Genomic DNA, 17148 nt, shown 5'->3' with positions numbered 1-17148 from the left:
CGGGCGCCCGTCGCCCCCGGGGCCGCGTCGGCTCAGGTGGCGGCGGGTTGGTCGGCGGCGGCCTCGTCGGCCCCCGCGTCCGCTGACGGCACAGGATCGGGATCAGGGGCCTCGCCGCCGCCCGAATCCTCCGGCCGCCGTTCGAGCTCGTAGCCGTACTCGAACGCGTAGCCGTCACCCATCTCGCGGGAGATCGAGTTCAGCACCGTGCCCACGAGCGGCGCGCCGACCTGGAGCAGGAGCTCGGCCGCGAGCTGAGCCTCCTTGGGCTGGGTGGCACCGGCCTTGGCGACGAGGACGACGGCGTCGACGTAGCGCCCGACCTCGAGGGCGTCGGCCACCGGCAGCACCGGTGGGGCGTCGATGAGGACGAGGTCGGCGAGCCCGTCGATGGCCGCGAAGACCTCGGAGGCGCGCTCGGAGCCCAGGTGCTCGGCCGACTCCGCGAGCGCCCCGCCCGCGGGGAGCACGCTGAGGGTGTCGAGGCCCTCGACGGCCTGGACGAGATCGGCGACCGACGCGCCCTCGAGGGCGGTGGCGAGACCCTGGTCGCCGGGCACCGCGAAGAACTCGTGGAGGCGGGGCTTGCGGAGGTCGGCATCGACGAGCAGCACGCGCTTGCCCGTCCTGGCCAGCGTGACGCCCAGGTTGGCCACCGTCGTCGTCTTGCCCTCGCCGGCAGTGGCGCTGGTGAACAGGATCCGGTGCACCGATTCGTCGACGGTGAGGAAGCGCAGCGAGGTTCGCAGGGTGCGGTAGGCCTCGGCGGGCGGGGACGTGGGGTGCTCGAGAGCCACGTTCTGCACCTGGTCCTCGTCCCAGTCCACGACCTTGGGGATGAGCCCGAGGACCCGCTGGCCGGTGGCGCGCTCGAGGGCGCGCCGGGAGCGCACCGACTTGTCGAGGGCGCGGCGGCCGACGGAGACGAAGATGCCGGCGAGGAGGCCGAGGATGAAGCCGATGGCGGCGAGGCGCGAGCCTCCCGGCGTGGTCTGGGCGGTGCTCGGGCCCTGGGTCACCTGGGAGTTGGTCCCCGTGGCGATGGTGTCCTTGATCTCCTGGAGGCGCTGGATCTGGTTCTGGGCCGCGCCGATCTGGTCGTCAAAGCTGTTGAGGGTGTCGCCCAGCTGTGCCTGGACGTTGGCCTGCTGCTCGAGGAGCTGGGCCCGGTAGGCGGGGGACGGGTTGTCGTCGAGCTGCGCCTGGATGGAGTCGAGCGGGGCGCTCGCGTCGTCCCGGCCGGCCTGGAGCTCGGCGACCTGGTCGCGCAGCGGGCCGATCTGATCGTCGACGAGCTGCAGGCCCAGCTCGACGCGCTTGGCCTGGTAGGCGGCCACCAGGGCGGCCAGGCCCGCCTGCGCGTCGGCGGCACTGCCGGCGCTGACCCCGAAGTCGAGCGACGAGCTCGAGCCCTCGGTGACGTGGACGTCGTCGTCGTAGGTGAAGGCGAGCTGCTCGTCGAGGGTGGCTTGGAGCTCGTTGTCGGCGATCACGTTGGCCTCGGCGGCGAGGTCGGCCTGGAGGTCGCGTGGCTGGCCCGTGGTGTCGAGCAGCTCGGCGAGCGCGACGGGGTCGAGGGCCACGGTGGCCTCGGTGCGGAAGCGGGGGTTGACGAGGAAGGCGCCGATCAGCCCCAGCAGGACGGCGAGGCCGACGGCGAGGCCGAGGATCCGCCACTTGTCGTGCCACAGCGTGCGGAGGTACTCGCGGGCGTCGATGGCGTCATCGGGCTCGTACGGGTCGAACGAGTCATCCGCCTGTGCGACTGTCATAGGCGGCGGATACTACCCGTCGCCCCCGTCACGGCGGGGCGGCTCGCCCCGGCGCCACCGTCGGACGACGGGTCCGCGAGGATCGTCCCGGCCGCCGTGGTCGGTATCATCTCGTGGACCCTCATGCTCGACGACCGCAAAGCCTCCATCCTCCGCGCCGTCGTGGAGGAGTACATCGAGACCGCACAACCCGTCGGCTCCGGCCACGTCGCGAGCGCGCCCGGGGTGACGGTGTCGTCGGCCACCGTGCGCAACGACATGGCCGTGCTCGAGCAGGAGGGCTTCCTGCACCAGCCTCACACCAGTGCCGGCCGCGTGCCGACCGACAAGGGGTACCGGTTCTTCGTCGACAACCTCGTCGAGCCCCAGGGCCTCGAGGCCGGCCAGGCCGAGCAGGTGAAGGCGTTCTTCAACCGTGCCCACGGCGAGCTCGAGCAGATGCTGCACGACACCAGCCGCCTGCTGGCCAACCTCACGGATTGCGCCGCGGTCGTGGTCGGCCCGCCGCACGACGTGGCACGCGTCCGCTCGGTCCAGCTCGTCGACCTCACGGATCATCTCGTGCTCGTCGTCGCCGTGCTCTCGAACGGCGTCGTGGAGAAGCACACCATCGAGCTCCGCGAGCCCGTTCCCGCCGAGGTGCTGGCGGCGGCGTCGGCCGAGCTCGCCGCCCACCTCACCGGGCTCGAGGCCGGGGCCCTCGTCCGGCCGCCCCGGACCGGCAACGCCGCGGTGGACGTCGTCGTCGATGCCGCCTGCGACGTGCTCGGGGGAGGGGACGATGACGACCAGGTCTTCGTGGACGGCGCGTTCCGGATGGCCACGGCCTTCGAAGCGGTCGAGACCGTCCGCAGCGTCTTGTCCATCCTCGAGCAGCAGCTCGTGGTGGTGACGCTCGTGAGGGACGTGCTCGACCGCGGCCTCAGCGTGGCCATCGGCGCCGAGACGGGCATGGAGCCCCTGAACGAGTGCGCACTCGTCGTGTCCCCCTACGAGGTGGCGGGGGAGCCTGCGGGTTCGATCGCGGTGCTCGGTCCCACGCGCATGCACTATCCGCAGGCGCTGGCGGCCGTCGCGGTCGTGAGCCAGCGCCTGAGCCGGCGCCTGACAGAGGGTTGAGCGAGACCGAACGTGGCGACTGACTACTACGAGCTGCTGGGCGTCCATCCGGACGCCTCGGCCGATGACATCAAGCGGGCGTACCGGAGGCGGGCGCGCGACCTGCACCCGGACGCGAACCCGGACGATCCGAGCGCCGAGAGCGCCTTCAAGGACGTCGCGCTCGCGTACGAGGTGCTCAGCGATCCCGACAAGCGCCGCCGCTACGACATGTTCGGGCCCGAGGGCGTGGGCGGTGCCGCCGCCGACCCTTTCGGTGGGCCGAGTGGTGGGCTCGGCGACATCTTCGACGCGTTCTTCGGTGGGGCGAGCCCCTTTGGCGGTGGGCGGACAGCGGGCCGCTCGGGCCCGCCCCGTGGCGCCGACCTGGAGACGGTGGTCCACCTCGCGTTTGACGAGGCCGTGTTCGGCACGGAGGCGGAGGTGAGCGTGCGCACCGCCGTCGCCTGCGAGACCTGCGAAGCGACCGGGGCGCAGCCGGGCACCGTCCCGGAGCGGTGCAGCGAGTGCGACGGCACGGGGCAGGTGCGCCGCGTGCGCCAGTCGATCCTCGGACAGATGGTGAGCGCGTCGCCGTGCACGCGCTGCGGGGGGCTCGGCGAGGTCATCACCGCCCCGTGCACCGACTGCGGCGGCGAGGGCCGCCAGGTGCGCGAGAAGACCTACACGGTCGACATCCCGGCCGGTGTGGACCGGGGCTCCACCCTGCGCCTCACCGGTCGCGGCGCCGCGGGCCCGCGCGGCGGCGGGGTCGGCGACCTGTACGTGCACGTGGACGTGGCCCCGCACGACCGGTTCGAGCGCGACGGGTACGACCTGACCCACGAACTGCACGTCTCGACGGTGCAGGCGATGCTCGGCGTCCACATCGACTTCGAGACCCTCGACGGAGTCGAGCACCTGATCATCCCCCGTGGCACCCAGTCGGGTCGGGTGTTCCGCCTCCGGGGCCGGGGCGTGCCCCACGTCGAGGGTCGCGGCCGTGGCGACCTCATGCTGCACGTGGTGGTCGACACGCCCACCGACCTGAGCCCCGAGCAGGAGGAGCTGGTTCGCCAGCTCGCCGAGCTGCGCGGCGAGGACGTGGCGCCCCCCGACGCCAGCCTCCTCGGCAAGATCCGCTCCGCGTTCAAGTAGGCCATGGCGACGCGGGCTCTCGCGGCCGGCAAGGCGCACGCCTTCGTCGATGACCTCGACGCGCCCGTGCTCGACCCCGACGATCGCCACCACCTCGAACGGGTGCTGCGGCTCGCCCCCGGTGACCGCGTGACCGTCGCCGACGGCGCGGGGGCATGGCGGCCCTGCCGCTTCGGCGCTGATCTCGAGCCCGCCGGCGACGTCGTGGTCGAGGCCTCGCCCCTCCCGCCGGTCACGGTGGCGTTCACGGTCGTGAAGGGCGACCGGCCCGAGTGGACGGTCCAGAAGCTCACGGAGCTCGGCGTCGACGTGATCGTCCCGATGCACACCGAGCGTTCGGTGGTGCGCTGGACGGGGGAGCGCGGCGAGCGTCACGTGGTCCGGCTCCGGCGGGTGGCGCGGGAGGCCGCGATGCAGTCGCGCCGCTGCCGTCTGCCCGTGGTCGAGCCCGTGGCCGCGTTCGCCGACGTGGTGGCGCGCCCGCAGGCACGCCTGGCGGCGCCGGGAGGCCGTGCGCCGCAGGTCGGCGACGCCGTGGTCCTCGTCGGTCCCGAGGGCGGGTGGACCGAGGCCGAGCTGGCGCGCGCCCCGGCCATCGGCCTCGGCCCCACCGTGTTGCGGGCCGAGACCGCGGCGGTGGCCGCCGGTGTGTTGCTCACCGCGCTTCGCCCCGGGGGTGCCCTGAACGCGCAGGGTGGTTGAACGGCCTACGCGGCGCGCGTATGATGCGACAGACGCGGCGAAGGGCGTGCGATGAGTGAGATGACGACCGAGGGTGCCTCGGCTGGGTACGGGCGCAAGGTGGGCGAGCGGCTTCGCGCCATCCGTCGGCAGAAGAAGCTGTCGCTCCAGGAGGTCGAGGCGACCTCCAACCAGGAGTTCAAGGCTTCGGTGCTCGGCGCCTACGAGCGTGGCGAGCGGGCCATCTCGGTGCCCCGGCTCCAGCGCCTGGCCCGGTTCTACAACGTGCCGGTCGACCAACTGCTTCCCGTGGACGAAGGCCCCGACTTCGGCATCGCCCGTGACGAGGTCGAGGTCGTCGACCTGACCGAGAGTCGGGTGGCGACCCAGCCCGGGTTCAACTCGGTGACCATCGACCTGACCCGCCTGGAGAGCCTCACCGGCCCCGAGGCCGACATGTTGAACCGCTACCTGACGATGATCCAGGTGCAGCGACAGGACTTCAACGGGCGCGTGCTGACGATCCGGCGCGACGACCTCCGGGCCATCGCCTGCATCCTCGGCACCGGCGTCGACGGGGCCGGGAACCGCCTCGACGATCTGGGCCTCGCCTCCGTCCGCAACAAGCGGTAGCACCACGGGCGTCGCTCCGGGCCCTCGGTAGGATCGACCACCCGGGCCCGCAGCCGCGCGTGCCCGCGCCGGCCAAGGCAGGAGCGACGGTGGAGCCCTTCGGTTGCTACGTCCACGTCCCGTTCTGCGCGTCCCGCTGCGACTATTGCGCCTTCGCGACCTGGACCGATCGGGGCCACCTCGTCGACGAGTACCTCCAGGCGTGTCGCCGCCAGGTCGAGCGTGAGGTGGCCGACGGACTGCCGCCGATCACCAGCGTGTTCGTGGGCGGGGGCACGCCCTCGCTCGTCCCTCCCGACGACCTGATGGCGGTGCTCGAGCCGCTGCCGCTGGCGCAGGGCGCGGAGGTGACGGTCGAGTGCAACCCCGACACCGTGACCGCCGAGCTGCTCGCGTCCTACGCCGCCGGCGGGGTCAACCGGATCTCCCTCGGGGTGCAGTCCATGGTGCCGGCCGTTCTCGCCTCGCTCGGCCGCACCCACGACCCGGACAACGTCCGGCGCTCGGTGGGCCTCGTCCGCGCCGCGGGGATCGAGCGCTTCAACGTCGACCTCATCTACGGGGCCGTCGGCGAGTCGGTCGCCGACTGGCGGACGACCCTCGAAGGCGCTGTGGCCCTGGATCCGCCCCATGTGAGCGCCTACGGCCTGACCGTCGAGGCGGGCACGGCGCTGCACGACGACCCGGACCGCCACCCCGACGACGACGACCAGGCCGACAAGTACCTTCTCGCGACCGAGGTGCTGGGCGACGCGGGCCTGGAGTGGTACGAGATCTCCAACTGGGCCCGCCCCGGCGAGGCCTGCCGTCACAACCTCCTCTACTGGTCCCAGGGTGAGTACGCCGCCATCGGTTGCGCCGCCCACGGACACCGAGAAGGAAGGCGGTTCTGGAACCTGCGCACGCCGGAGCGCTACGTCGAGGCGGTCGAGGAGGGGCGCAACCCTGAGGCCGCCGACGAGCGGCTCGACGCGGAGGAGCGCCGGATCGAGGCACTCCAGCTCGCCCTGCGCACCACGGACGGCGTACCGGCCTCGGCGCTGCCGCTGGACCGCGACCGCGCGCTCGACGGTCTCGTCGAGGTCCGTGACGAGCGGGCCCACCTGACCGTCGCCGGCCGGCTGCTCGCCAACGAGGTGGCGGTGCGCCTTCGTTGACGGCACCCTCGGTGGTGACCCGAAACCGCATGAAACCCATGCAGAGTGCTGGCCGTGCGGTGCCGGAAGGGAGGAGGGGGTCTAGGCTGGCGCTCATATGGGTGACGACGAGATCCGCTGGCTCTCCACCGCTGACGCCGCCAAGCGGGTGGGCATCACGCCCCGGACGCTCTACCGGTTCATCGACAACGGCGACCTGCCGGCGTACCGGTTCGGGCGGGTGATCCGCTTGCAGGAGTCCGAGGTCGACACCTTCATCGAGTCCTGCCGCATCGAGCCGGGGACCCTCGACCACCTGTACCCGGAGGCGGGCACCGGCACCGCCGACGAGGGCGACGGCGACGACCAGGAGTGAGCGCCGAACCCTGCCCTCCGCGCCTCCTGCGCCGGTAGAGTCGGCGCGGCCGATGCCCGAGACCCAGGTCCAGATCAGCGTGCCGGGCAATCACCTCATGGTGAGCCTCCTCGGCCAACGAGACGAGCTGCTCCGGCTCATCGAGGGCGCGTTCGACGCGACCATCCACGTGCGCGGCAACGAGATCACGGTGTCCGGTGCCGACGCCGAGTTGGTGGGCCACCTGTTCGACGAGCTCGTGCTGCTCGTGCAACAGGGCCACACCCTCGAACCCGCGGCCGTGACGCGCACCATCGCGATGGTCCGGGCGGACGAGCGGCCGTCCGAGGTGCTGTCGGCCGAGGTGTGGCGGTCGGCGCGGGGGCGGACCGTGCGTCCCAAGTCGAGCGGCCAGAAGCGCTACGTCGACGCCATCCGCGACAACATCATCACCTTCGGCATCGGACCGGCGGGCACGGGGAAGAGCTGGCTCGCGGTGGCCTGCGCCGTCCAGTCGCTCCAGGCGAAGGAAGTCGACCGCATCATCCTCACCCGTCCGGCCGTGGAGGCGGGCGAGCGCCTCGGCTTCCTGCCCGGGGACCTGATGGCCAAGGTCGACCCCTACCTTCGCCCGCTCTACGACGCCCTCTATGACATGGTCGAGGCCGAGGGAGCGCAACGCCTCCTCGACAAGGGCACGGTCGAGGTCGCGCCGCTCGCCTTCATGCGCGGCCGCACCCTCAACCGCTCGTTCATCATCCTCGACGAGGCCCAGAACACCTCACCCGAGCAGATGAAGATGTTCCTCACCCGTATCGGCTTCGGCTCGAAGGCGGTCATCACGGGCGACGTCACCCAGGTCGACGTGCCCGGCGGGCGAAGTGGCCTCGGCGGCCTCGAGCGCGTCCTGGGTGACATCGACGGCCTCGGGTTCGTCCACCTCGGCGCCGCCGACGTCGTGCGCCACCGCATCGTGGCCGACATCGTCAACGCCTACGAGCGGTCGGCCGTCGAACGGACGTGAGCGTCCTCCGGCGGGGGGCGGCCCCGGGCGCCGTCGAGGTGGTGGTGGTCGACGAACGGCCCGAGGACGGCCACGCTTCGGACGAGCCGGTCGACACGGCGCGATGGCAGCGGCTCGCCGCGTCGGTCCTCGAGGGGGAGGGGGTGGCCGGCCCGGCCGAGCTGACGGTCGCCTTCGTCGACGAGCAGGCGATGGCCGAGCTCAACGCCACCCACATGGGCGGGACGGGCCCCACCGACGTGCTGTCGTTCCCCCTCGATGCCGAGCCCGACCCGACGGCGGGACCGGGTGCCCCCCGCCTCCTGGGGGACGTGGTGATCTGTCCCGCGGTGGCCCGTCGCAACGCCGTGCCCCCCGGCGGCTACGAGTCCGAGGTGGCGCTCCTCGTGGTGCACGGCGTCCTGCACGTGCTCGGCATGGACCATGCCGACGCGGACGAGGCCGCCGCCATGGTGGCATGCGAGCGCCGGCACCTCGCTGCGCACGGACTGGAGCGCCGGCCATGAGCACCACCTACCTGTTGGGTGGGGTGGGCGTGCTCGCGCTGCTGTTGCTGGCGGTCGTCCTGGCCATGGCCGAGTCCGCGCTCACCCACCTCGGGCGCGCCCGGGCGGCGGCCATCGAGGAGGAGCGGGCGGCGGCGGCCGAGGCCGACGGCACCCCGGGCCGACGCCGGGGCGGCGCGCTGCCCGACCTCCTCGAGCGCCGCGACGAGATCCTCAACCCGGTCCTGTTGCTGCTCCTGGTCTGCCACCTCGGGTTGGCGACCGTGGTCGCGGTGGTCGCCTACGAGTCGTGGGGGCTGCCCGGCGCACTCGCCGCGCTCGTCGTCGAGATCGCCGCGCTCTTCGTGCTCACGGAGGCGATGCCCAAGACGTACGCGCTGCAGCACACGGACACGACGGCCACCCGGCTCGCCCCCTTCGTCGGCGCCCTGGCCCGGTTCTGGCCGCTGCGCTGGGCCACGCGGGGGCTCATCGGTCTCTCCAACGTCCTCCTGCCGGGCAAGGGGCGCCGCGAGGGCCCATCGGTGTCGGAGGAGGAGCTGCTCGCCCTGGCCGGGACGGCCGCCGAGCAGGACGTCATCGAGCTCGAGGAACGGGCACTGATCGAGTCCATCATCGAGTTCGGCGACACCATCGCACGAGAGGTGATGGTCCCCCGCACGGACATGGTCACCCTCGCCGCCGACTTCCAGATCGATGCCGCCATCGAGGTCGCCATCCTGCACGGCTACAGCCGTCTGCCGGCCTACGGCGAAGGCATCGACGACATCGTCGGGATCGTCTACGCGAAGGACCTCATGCGGGCCGAGCGCGACGACGCCGGCTCCGAGACGGTCTCCACCGTCCTGCGGCCGGCCGTCTACGTGCCGGAGACCAAGAAGGTCCCGGACCTCCTGCGTCAGATGCAGGACGAGCGCTTCCACATCGCCATCGTCATCGACGAGTACGGGGGCACGGCGGGCATGGTCACCCTCGAGGACCTCATCGAGGAACTGGTGGGCGAGATCCGTGACGAGTTCGACGTCGAGGAGCCGATGGTCGAGCCGCTCCCGAACGGCGGTGTGCGGGTCAACGCCCGCATGCCCATCGACGAGGTCAACGACCTGTTGCGCCTGAACGTCCCGGAGGGCGACTGGGACACGATCGGCGGGTTCCTCTACAGCCAACTGGGTCGGGTGCCGGCCGAAGGCGAGACCGTGGAGTTCGACGACCACGAGCTCCGGGCCGAGAAGGTGCAGGCCCGCCGCATCGGCCGGGTGCGCATCACCCCCGTGGCGCCCGGCGGCGCGACGTCGAAGGGCGGGTAGCGTCAGCGGATGCGGTCGGGCTTCGTGACGGTGGTCGGACGTCCCAACGTGGGCAAGTCCACGCTCGTCAACCGCATCCTCGGCACCAAGGTCGCCATCGTCTCGGACAAGCCGCAGACCACGCGGACCGAGGTGCGGGGCGTGTTGAACCGGCGCGACCCCCACGGTGAGCTCGCGGCGCAGGTCGTCTTCGTGGACACGCCCGGCATCCACCGCCCCCGCACCGAGCTGGGCAACCGCCTCAACGCCACGGCCACCGGAGCGATCGGCGATGTCGACGTCGTCTGCCTGGTCATCGACGCCAGCGCGTCGCTCGGCCCCGGGGATCGCTTCGTCGCGGCGCGGGTGCCGCGGGATGCCGTGGTGGTGGTCAACAAGGTCGACGCCGCCGCACCCGAGGAGGTCCTCCGCCAGCTCGCCAAGGCCGCGAGCCTGGACCTGAGCGAGTACTTCCCGGTCTCGGCCCGTACCGGGGACGGGGTCGACGCACTCGTCGACCACCTCGTGTCCCGGCTGCCCGAGGGCCCGGCGTACTACCCCGAGGACATGGTCACCGACGTGCCGGAGGCCTTCTGGGTCGCCGAGCTCGTCCGTGAGCAGTTGCTGGCGGTCGCGCGAGACGAGCTGCCCCACTCGATCGCGACCCGGGTGACCGAGTGGGAGTGGCCGCGCATCCGGTGCGAGATCCTCGTCGAGCGGGAGTCCCAGAAGGGGATCGTGATCGGCAAGAAGGGGGCGGTGCTCAAAGCGGTGGGCACCGCCGTGCGCAAGCAGCTCCCCGAGGGCGCCTACCTCGAGCTCTTCGTGAAGGTCGACAAGGACTGGCAGCGGCGACCGAAGGCGCTCGAGCGCCTCGGCTACTAGCGGGATCAGGCCGTCGACGCGGGGGTGCGGAGCGCCTCGAGGAAGGCGCGGACCTCGGCGCCGTCACGTGTGCGGCGCATCGGCGGCAGCGCCCGCACGATGTCCCACCGGTAGTTGCCGGTCGCCAGTCGGGAGTCCAGGACGGCCACCACGCCTCGGTCGTCGGCGGAGCGGATGAGCCGCCCCGCTCCCTGCGCCAGCAGCGTGGCGGCGCGGGGGAGATCGATCAGCCGGAACGCCTCGGCCCGGGCCCGCTCGCGGCGGGCCTGCAGCAGCGGGTCGTCGGGGCGGGGGAACGGCAAGCGGTCGATGGTCACGAGGCTGAGCGACGGCCCCGGCACGTCCACGCCCTGCCAGAAGCCCATGGTGGCGAACAGGCTGGTCTCGGGCTCTTCGGTGAAGCGGCGGACCAGGGCGGGCTTGGGCAGGTCCCGCTGGGTGAGCAGCGGGGTGCTGATGCGACCCGCCACCGCCGCCGCGGCGGCCTCCATCACCCGCCAACTCGTGAAGAGCGACAGGGTGCGACCGCCGGCCGCCTCGATGAGGCCAACGAGCTCGTCGATCATGGCCGCCTCGTACGCCGCGCTGCGGGGCTCGGGCAGGTGGGCGGCGCAGTAGAGGAGACCGTGCTCCTCGAAGTCGAAGGGGCTGCCCACGTCGAGCTGGGTGACCTCGCCCTCGTCGAGGCCGAGGTGGGATGCCAGCGCCGGCGGGATGGTGGCGCTGGTGAGCACCGCCGTGGCGTTCTCCCAGAGGGTGGCGCGCAACACCTCGCCGACGTCGATGGGGGCCACCTTCAGGGTGGGGTTGGTCTCCGGGCCGGACACCCACGCCACGTGCGTCGGGGGCACGTCCATGACCGCGTCGACGTCGTCGGTGAGGGAGCCGGTGGCCTTCACCGCTCGCTCCCGTCGAGCGGCCACGTCGCCGGGCGCGTCGCTCGGGACCTTGCGCAACGCCGCCTGGACCACCTCGAGGCGGGTGCGCACCTCGAGGAGGGCGTCGGCGAGCGCGGGGTCGACCGCTCCCCGCAGGCGCCGGTCGACCTGCGGCGAGAGCGCGACGGTCAGGTGGTCCCCGGCGGCGTCGAGCGCGGCCGTGAGGCTGGGGTCCTCCACGATGGCGCCGACGGTGCGGGCCAATGCGTGGAGCCGCCCCCCGCTCAGCTCGAAGCCCGCCGTCGCCGAGATGACGTCCTCGAGCTGGTGGGCCTCGTCGAACACCACGACGTCGTGCTCGGGGAGGACCGCCCCGCCGCTGGCGAGGTGGGTGCCGTAGAGGTGGGTGTTGACCACGATCACGTCGGCCGAGGAGGCCGCCCGCCGGGCCTCCTCCGCGAAGCACGCCTCGCCCTGGGGGCACTTCGAGGCGCCCGGACACTCGCGCGGGCCCACGCTGACCGCGGCCCAGGCGGTTCCCGACGGTTCGAAGGCGAGCTCCGCCCGGTCGCCCGTGTCGGTCTCGTCCGCCCAGGCCAGGAGGCGTTCGAGCTCGACCGAGGAGACGCGTTCGCTGGCATCGTCGAGCCCGAGTGCCCCCTGGTCCGTGTCGAGCTCGGCCACGCGCTGGCGGCACAGGTAGTTGGACCTGCCCTTGAGGAGGGCGTAGTCGAGGTCGCGATCGAGGTGGCCGGCGAGGAAGGGCAGGTCCTTCGTGTAGAGCTGGTCCTGGAGGGCCTTGGTGGCGGTGACCACCACGACGGGCTTGGCGCTCAGCGCGGCGGGCACCAGGTAGGCGAGCGACTTGCCGGTGCCCGTCCCTGCCTGGACGATCAGATGGCGCCCGGCGGTGATGGCCTCGGCCACGGCCTCGGCCATGCGGCGCTGGCCTTCGCGGCGCTCACCGCCGCCGGGCAGCGCGCCCGTGACCCGGTCGAGGGTCGAGACGGTGCGCTCGGGGAGGGTCACGGCCTCACCCTACGGGTGGCGCGTCGGTGCCCCGCGGCAGCTGACCGTGCCCTGCGGGTCCGGCCGCCCCCATGCTCGGGCCGGTGGCGGCGAGGCGGTAGGTTGCAGGCGTGGTGCCGGCCGACATCGATCCTGCGCGGGTGCCCGCCCACGTGGCCCTCGTCATGGACGGCAACGGCCGCTGGGCCGAGCAGCGGGGCCTCAAGCGCACCGAAGGGCACGCCGCCGGCGAGGAGGCCCTGTTCGACACGGTCGAGGGTGCCCTCGAGCTCGGCATCAAGTGGGTCACCGTCTACGCCTTCTCCACCGAGAACTGGAAGCGACCGCCCGACGAGGTGCGGTACCTCATGGGCTTCAACGAGTCGATCCTGCGCCGCCGCCGCGATGAGCTGCACGCCCGCAACGTGCGCATGCGCTTCGTGGGCCGTCGCGACTGGCGGGTGCCGAAACGCCTCATCCGGCGCATGGACGAGTCCATCGAGCTGACCCGGCACAACACCGGGATGACCTTCACCATCGCGTTCAACTACGGCGGGCGGGCCGAGATCGTCGATGCGGTGCGGGCGCTGGTGGCCGAGGGGACGCCCGCGGACAAGATCACCGAGGCGTCCATCCGGCGGCACCTGTACGACCCCGAGATGCCTGATCCGGACCTCATGGTGCGGACCTCGGGGGAGTACCGCATCTCCAACTACCTCCTGTGGGAGATCGCCTACAGCGAGCTCGTCTTCACCGATGTGCTGTGGCCCGACTTCCGTCGCGAGCACCTCGCCGACGCGGTGCGCGAGTTCCAGCGCCGCGAGCGCCGCTTCGGCGGCCTCGACAAGGACGGCGACCGGAAGAAGCGGTCCGCCGCCGGGTAGGCGGTGCGCTGATGGCGTTGTACCGCGAGCACGGCATCGTGCTGCGCACCCACAAGCTCGGCGAGGCCGACCGCATCGTGGCCTTCTACACCGCCGGGCACGGCAAGGTGCGTGCCGTGGCCAAGGGCGTGCGCAAGACCCGCTCGAAGTTCGGGGCCCGCCTCGAGCCCACGAGCCACGTGGCGGCCCAGTTCTACGAGGGCCGCAACCTCGACATCGTCACCCAGGTCGAGACCGTGGACCACTTCCGGGCGGTGCGCGAGGACCTCGACCGGTTCGCCCGGGCATCGGCCATGCTCGAGGCCGTCGACCAGGTGAGCGAGGACGCCCCGCCCTCGACGCCGCTCTACCAGCTGCTCCTCCGGGCGCTGCGCACCCTCTCGGCGCACTCGTCCAACCTCGTGGTCGCCGGGTTCTTCTGGAAGCTGCTCGCGCTCGAGGGCCTGCGCCCGACCGTCGACCGCTGCGTGCGCTGCGGGTCCCCGGAGGAGCTGGTGTCGTTCGACCTCGACGAGGGCGGTCTGCTCTGCCGAGGGTGTCGGCGGGGGACCGCCGTGAGCCCCGAGGCCGTGGTGCTGCTCCAGCAGATCCTCGGCGGGCAGCTGGGAGCGGCGCTCGACGCGCCGGATTCGCCCGCCGGCATCGAAGTGGAGCTGTTGGCCACCCGGGCCCTCGAGCACCACCTCGAGCGGCGCCTACGGTCGCTGGGGGTGCTCGAGCAGGCCTGAGTCGGGCTCAGCTCCCCGCGAGCGCGCTGGCCTGGAGGCCGAAGTCGTTGGTGGTGCCGGAGTCGGTGGCGGCCCCGATGATGAACAGGATGATCACCAACACGAGGATGCCGATGCCGATGTAGCCGGTGATCAGACCGGCGAGGGCCATGCCGTCGCCCTGCTGGGCGCCGTTGGACTCCCGGATCTGCTTGCGGGCCATGTGGCCGAGGATGACTGCGGGGATGGCCGCGACCGAGCCGATGCCGCAGGTGATGAAGCCGACCCCCAGGCTCGACACCCCGCACACGAGGGCGGCGATGGCCATGCCGTTGGTGGAGGGCGCCTGGTACGCCGGGTTGCCGTAGGGCATGCCGGCGGGCGGCGCGGAGCCCCAAGGCGCGGCCGGAGCGGCGGGAGCGGCCTGTTCGGGCGGGTACCACTTGCCGTCCGATGCCTGCCACCAGCCGGGGCCCTGCGAGTAGTCGCTCATGTCGGACAGCTTCGCGCGATCGGCGCCCCCGCCGGGCGTGGTTGGTAACGTGCGGCCGCTCCCGAGGAACGAGGATTGCATGAGCGACTACCCGCCACCCCCACCGGGCGACACCGACCCCAGCGAGACGGTCTGGCACGCCCCGCCGCCGCCGGGGGGCGACGCGCCGACCGAGCCCCAGGCGCCGACGCCGCCGCCCGCGGCCGTGCCGCCCACACCGGCGCCCGGGTACGCGCCCCCGCAGCCCGGATACGCACCGCCGCAGCCGGGCTATGCGCCGCCGCAGCCCGGGTACGCACCGCCGCAGCCGGGCTATGCGCCGCCGCAGCCCGGGTACGCACCGCCGCAGCCGGGGTATCCGCCCCAGCAGGGGTACGCACCGCAGCCCTACGCAAAGGTGACCGTCGGTCCCGACGGGCGCCCGCTCAAGTCCAAGATGACGGCAGGGCTCCTGGGCATCTTCCTGGGGAGCATCGGTGTCCACCGCTTCTACCTGGGCTACCCCGGCATCGGCATCGCCCAGATCGCGGTCACGTTCTTCACCTGCGGCATCGGTGGGATCTGGGGCCTCATCGAGGGCATCCTCATCCTCACCGGCTCACCGAGCTTCTCCACCGACGCCGAGGGCCGACCCCTCACCGACTGACCGGCCACCCACCGCGCGGTGGGCGAGACGCGACGAGGCCCTCCCCGATGGGGAGGGCCTCGTCGCGTCCGAGTCGAGCGAACCAGCGCGGGGCTACTGGTCGATGGGCCGCCACTGCTGCGTGGCGTCGTCGAACTGGAGCCACGAGCCCTGGGCGGCGTCCCACTGGATGTAAGCGTTGCGGGCAGGGTCCCATTGCGGCTCGGCACCGCTGGGGGCCGGCGCCGCCGCGGCCTCGGCCGCCGGAGCGGGAGCGGGCTCGGCCACGGGGGGAGCCGCCGCGAAGGCGTCCGTCACCGGCGGCGCGGCCGGCGTGTAGGGGGCGGCGCCGGCCGGAGCGCCGTAGGCGCCGGCTGCCGCGCCCACCGGCGTGCCGTACGGGTCGGCGGCCATGACGGGGCTGCCGATGGGGCGCCCGACGTCGTTCTTGCCCACGACGAACGTCTTGGCGGCACGGTCGCCGAGGCGGGTGTGGTCCTTGCCCGTGAGGATGAGGATGAACCCCAAGAGGCCCGGGATGCAGTAGGGGAGGAGGTCGACGATCAGCAGCACCCAGCGGATGAGGGCCTTGACCGGGCCGGGAGCGCCGCCCTCGGGGTTGACCACCCGCAGGCCCATGATGGCCTTGCCCGGGGTGAAGCCCTTGAACCCCTGGAGGAACACGAAGATCCCGATCGCGTAGCCCCACGAGATCACCTGGACGATTGCTGCGTTCGTCGACGAGAGGCCGTACACAGTGGAATTCACGGTGGTGCACTGGTTCAGCAGGCCCGAGCAGGTGACTCGGTCGATGTCCCCCGAGTCAGCGAGCAACACGAAGGGGATCCAGTTGACTGCCAGAAGAATGATCCAGTCGATGATGAAGGCGACGACGCGCTTGCCGACGACGGCCGTGGGGTCTGCTGCTGGTTGGTAGGCGCTCACGGCGCCTTTTCTACCCCATCCGGCTACTGGAGTCGGGACGGATCGACGAGGCGCCACTTCTGCGCCTCCTCGTCCCAGCCGATCCAGCGGTCCACCGACGGCTCCCACCGCACGTAGGTCTCGAGCGCGTCGTTCCACACGGGCTCGGTCGAGCGCTCGGGCGCTCCGCCGCCGGACCCGGAGTCGGGCGTCGATGCGGCGGCGGCGGTGGCTGCGGCGGCTGTCGGGGTCGCCCCGGGCTCGAACACGGACGGCGGCTCGTCGCCGGCGGGGACCGGGGCGTACTGCTCGTCGTCGCCGTACCCGCCGTACTCGCCGTACTCGCCGGTCCCGTCCTCCACGCCCGTGAGCGCGACCTCGTCGGCAGGGACCCGCTCGGCGTCGTCGCGGCCACGCCCCCGCCCGCCGAGGCGTGCCGCGAACTTGCGGTCGACCACGAAGGTGGCGCCGGCGAAGTCGCCCACGCGGCGGTGGCCCTTGGTGAAGGTGGCGAGGATGAAGCCGATGGGCAGCACGATCGTGATGATGTCGATGACCCAGAGCAGGGTGCGCACGAAGGCGCGGCCGATGCCGGGCTTCGGGCGCTCGCGGGTGACGCAGCGGAGTCGGCAGATGCCCTTGCCGAACGTGGCGCCGGTGAGGCCCTGCACCAGCACCCAGTCGATGAGGAGGGCCACCCAGAACAGCGCCACGGCCAACCAGAACTTGTCGCCCGGCACCACCAGCACCGAATCACCCAGGCCGGGCACGTCCTTCGGGAACCACAGCGTGGCGTCGCCGCTCTCGAAGCGGAACCCGGCGGGCTCGGCGGCGATGGCGGCGCCGGTGAAGCGCTGGCCGAACACCACGATGGCGGCGAGGAAGGTGGCCTCGAACAGCACCACGTCGAGCAGCCAGGCCAACGTCCGCCGGGCCAGCACGCGCGTGGGGTCGTTGCGGCGCGCGTCGTCGGTCACGGGGACTATTCCTACCGCATCGGCGACCCGCGCGGCGCGGCGAGCGCCGGACGGGGCCGGGAGGGGCGAGCGGTAGTCTCCCCTCGATGCCCCCCGACGCCGACGCCACCGACCCCGA

At 72.5% G+C, this 17148-nt stretch carries 18 protein-coding genes; 13 read left to right on the top strand and 5 right to left on the bottom strand.

The genetic code is table 11. From position 1 onward, the window contains the following. Positions 1 to 32: 32 nt before the first annotated feature. On the bottom strand, positions 33 to 1772 hold the full coding sequence (locus JNK12_21410) for a polysaccharide biosynthesis tyrosine autokinase (GenBank protein MBL8778507.1): 1740 nt from the start codon (positions 1770 to 1772) through the stop codon (positions 33 to 35). A gap of 96 nt (positions 1773 to 1868) precedes the next feature. Between JNK12_21410 and hrcA the strand changes: the two genes are divergently transcribed. The 10 genes from hrcA (at position 1869) to era (ending at position 10534) form a co-directional block, all read left to right on the top strand. Further along, entirely contained in the window at positions 1869 to 2891 is a 1023-nt protein-coding gene (hrcA, locus tag JNK12_21405) for a heat-inducible transcription repressor HrcA (GenBank protein MBL8778506.1), read from the top strand. 12 nt (positions 2892 to 2903) lie between these two features. Further along, positions 2904 to 4028, top strand: coding sequence for a molecular chaperone DnaJ (gene dnaJ / locus JNK12_21400; GenBank protein MBL8778505.1), 1125 nt, complete (start codon positions 2904 to 2906; stop codon positions 4026 to 4028). A gap of 3 nt (positions 4029 to 4031) precedes the next feature. Then, positions 4032 to 4730 (top strand): 16S rRNA (uracil(1498)-N(3))-methyltransferase, encoded by a 699-nt coding sequence (locus tag JNK12_21395; protein ID MBL8778504.1) that lies wholly within the window; start codon positions 4032 to 4034, stop codon positions 4728 to 4730. A gap of 60 nt (positions 4731 to 4790) precedes the next feature. Beyond that, entirely contained in the window at positions 4791 to 5342 is a 552-nt protein-coding gene (locus JNK12_21390) for a transcriptional regulator (protein ID MBL8778503.1), read from the top strand. An 89-nt stretch (positions 5343 to 5431) separates the two neighbouring features. Next, positions 5432 to 6499 carry a radical SAM family heme chaperone HemW gene (hemW, locus tag JNK12_21385; GenBank protein MBL8778502.1) on the top strand — a complete coding sequence of 356 codons (1068 nt, stop codon included), beginning with the start codon at positions 5432 to 5434 and terminating at the stop codon, positions 6497 to 6499. 97 nt (positions 6500 to 6596) lie between these two features. Continuing rightward, complete coding sequence (locus JNK12_21380) at positions 6597 to 6854, top strand: helix-turn-helix domain-containing protein (GenBank protein ID MBL8778501.1); 258 nt, start codon at positions 6597 to 6599, stop codon at positions 6852 to 6854. Positions 6855 to 6906: 52 nt separating this feature from the next. Continuing rightward, a complete protein-coding gene (locus tag JNK12_21375) occupies positions 6907 to 7857 on the top strand; it encodes a PhoH family protein (protein ID MBL8778500.1) in 951 nt (316 codons plus the stop codon). Further along, positions 7854 to 8363, top strand: a complete 510-nt coding sequence (gene ybeY / locus JNK12_21370; GenBank protein ID MBL8778499.1) for an rRNA maturation RNase YbeY — start codon at positions 7854 to 7856, stop codon at positions 8361 to 8363. Before JNK12_21375 ends, ybeY begins: the two co-directional genes overlap by 4 nt. After that, the gene (locus JNK12_21365; protein ID MBL8778498.1) at positions 8360 to 9670 is read left to right on the top strand and encodes an HlyC/CorC family transporter; all 1311 of its coding nucleotides are present in this window, start codon (positions 8360 to 8362) and stop codon (positions 9668 to 9670) included. Before ybeY ends, JNK12_21365 begins: the two co-directional genes overlap by 4 nt. 9 nt (positions 9671 to 9679) lie before the next feature. Next, positions 9680 to 10534 (top strand): GTPase Era, encoded by an 855-nt coding sequence (gene era, locus JNK12_21360; GenBank protein ID MBL8778497.1) that lies wholly within the window; start codon positions 9680 to 9682, stop codon positions 10532 to 10534. Between the two features lie 5 nt (positions 10535 to 10539). On the opposite strand, the gene JNK12_21355 is transcribed toward era, so the two are convergent. Next, positions 10540 to 12441, bottom strand: coding sequence for an ATP-dependent DNA helicase (locus tag JNK12_21355; GenBank protein ID MBL8778496.1), 1902 nt, complete (start codon positions 12439 to 12441; stop codon positions 10540 to 10542). Between the two features lie 164 nt (positions 12442 to 12605). Here JNK12_21355 and uppS point away from each other — a divergent pair, with 164 nt between their 5' ends. Together uppS and recO are read left to right on the top strand one after the other, a co-directional pair. Then, on the top strand, positions 12606 to 13304 hold the full coding sequence (uppS, locus tag JNK12_21350) for a di-trans,poly-cis-decaprenylcistransferase (GenBank protein ID MBL8778495.1): 699 nt from the start codon (positions 12606 to 12608) through the stop codon (positions 13302 to 13304). A gap of 11 nt (positions 13305 to 13315) precedes the next feature. Beyond that, positions 13316 to 14032, top strand: coding sequence for a DNA repair protein RecO (gene recO / locus JNK12_21345; GenBank protein MBL8778494.1), 717 nt, complete (start codon positions 13316 to 13318; stop codon positions 14030 to 14032). 7 nt (positions 14033 to 14039) lie between these two features. Here the strand turns inward: recO and JNK12_21340 are convergent, their stop codons facing one another. Continuing rightward, a complete protein-coding gene (locus JNK12_21340) occupies positions 14040 to 14504 on the bottom strand; it encodes a DUF4190 domain-containing protein (GenBank protein ID MBL8778493.1) in 465 nt (154 codons plus the stop codon). A 79-nt stretch (positions 14505 to 14583) separates the two neighbouring features. Here JNK12_21340 and JNK12_21335 point away from each other — a divergent pair, with 79 nt between their 5' ends. Continuing rightward, positions 14584 to 15150, top strand: a complete 567-nt coding sequence (locus JNK12_21335) for an NINE protein (GenBank protein ID MBL8778492.1) — start codon at positions 14584 to 14586, stop codon at positions 15148 to 15150. Between the two features lie 93 nt (positions 15151 to 15243). Here JNK12_21335 and JNK12_21330 read toward each other — a convergent pair whose 3' ends face one another. After that, positions 15244 to 16074 carry an RDD family protein gene (locus JNK12_21330; GenBank protein MBL8778491.1) on the bottom strand — a complete coding sequence of 277 codons (831 nt, stop codon included), beginning with the start codon at positions 16072 to 16074 and terminating at the stop codon, positions 15244 to 15246. Between the two features lie 23 nt (positions 16075 to 16097). Further along, positions 16098 to 17030, bottom strand: coding sequence for an RDD family protein (locus tag JNK12_21325; protein MBL8778490.1), 933 nt, complete (start codon positions 17028 to 17030; stop codon positions 16098 to 16100). Positions 17031 to 17148 lie beyond the last annotated feature (118 nt).

Source organism: Acidimicrobiales bacterium, assembly GCA_016794585.1.
Taxonomy (GTDB): domain Bacteria; phylum Actinomycetota; class Acidimicrobiia; order Acidimicrobiales; family DATDAH01; genus JAEUJM01.
The sequence above is the reverse complement of the archived record's forward strand: the minus strand, read 5'-3'. Positions and strand labels throughout refer to the sequence as shown.

Coding starts and splice junctions, on each gene's coding strand:
- JNK12_21375 (MBL8778500.1), top strand. CDS start 6,907: ATGCCCGAGACCCAGGTCCAGATCAGCGTGCCGGGCAATCACCTCATG.
- uppS (MBL8778495.1), top strand. CDS start 12,606: ATGGACGGCAACGGCCGCTGGGCCGAGCAGCGGGGCCTCAAGCGCACC.
- recO (MBL8778494.1), top strand. CDS start 13,316: ATGGCGTTGTACCGCGAGCACGGCATCGTGCTGCGCACCCACAAGCTC.
- JNK12_21335 (MBL8778492.1), top strand. CDS start 14,584: ATGAGCGACTACCCGCCACCCCCACCGGGCGACACCGACCCCAGCGAG.
- JNK12_21380 (MBL8778501.1), top strand. CDS start 6,597: ATGGGTGACGACGAGATCCGCTGGCTCTCCACCGCTGACGCCGCCAAG.
- JNK12_21395 (MBL8778504.1), top strand. CDS start 4,032: ATGGCGACGCGGGCTCTCGCGGCCGGCAAGGCGCACGCCTTCGTCGAT.
- JNK12_21410 (MBL8778507.1), bottom strand. CDS start 1,772: ATGACAGTCGCACAGGCGGATGACTCGTTCGACCCGTACGAGCCCGAT.
- JNK12_21340 (MBL8778493.1), bottom strand. CDS start 14,504: ATGAGCGACTACTCGCAGGGCCCCGGCTGGTGGCAGGCATCGGACGGC.
- era (MBL8778497.1), top strand. CDS start 9,680: ATGCGGTCGGGCTTCGTGACGGTGGTCGGACGTCCCAACGTGGGCAAG.
- JNK12_21390 (MBL8778503.1), top strand. CDS start 4,791: ATGACGACCGAGGGTGCCTCGGCTGGGTACGGGCGCAAGGTGGGCGAG.
- JNK12_21365 (MBL8778498.1), top strand. CDS start 8,360: ATGAGCACCACCTACCTGTTGGGTGGGGTGGGCGTGCTCGCGCTGCTG.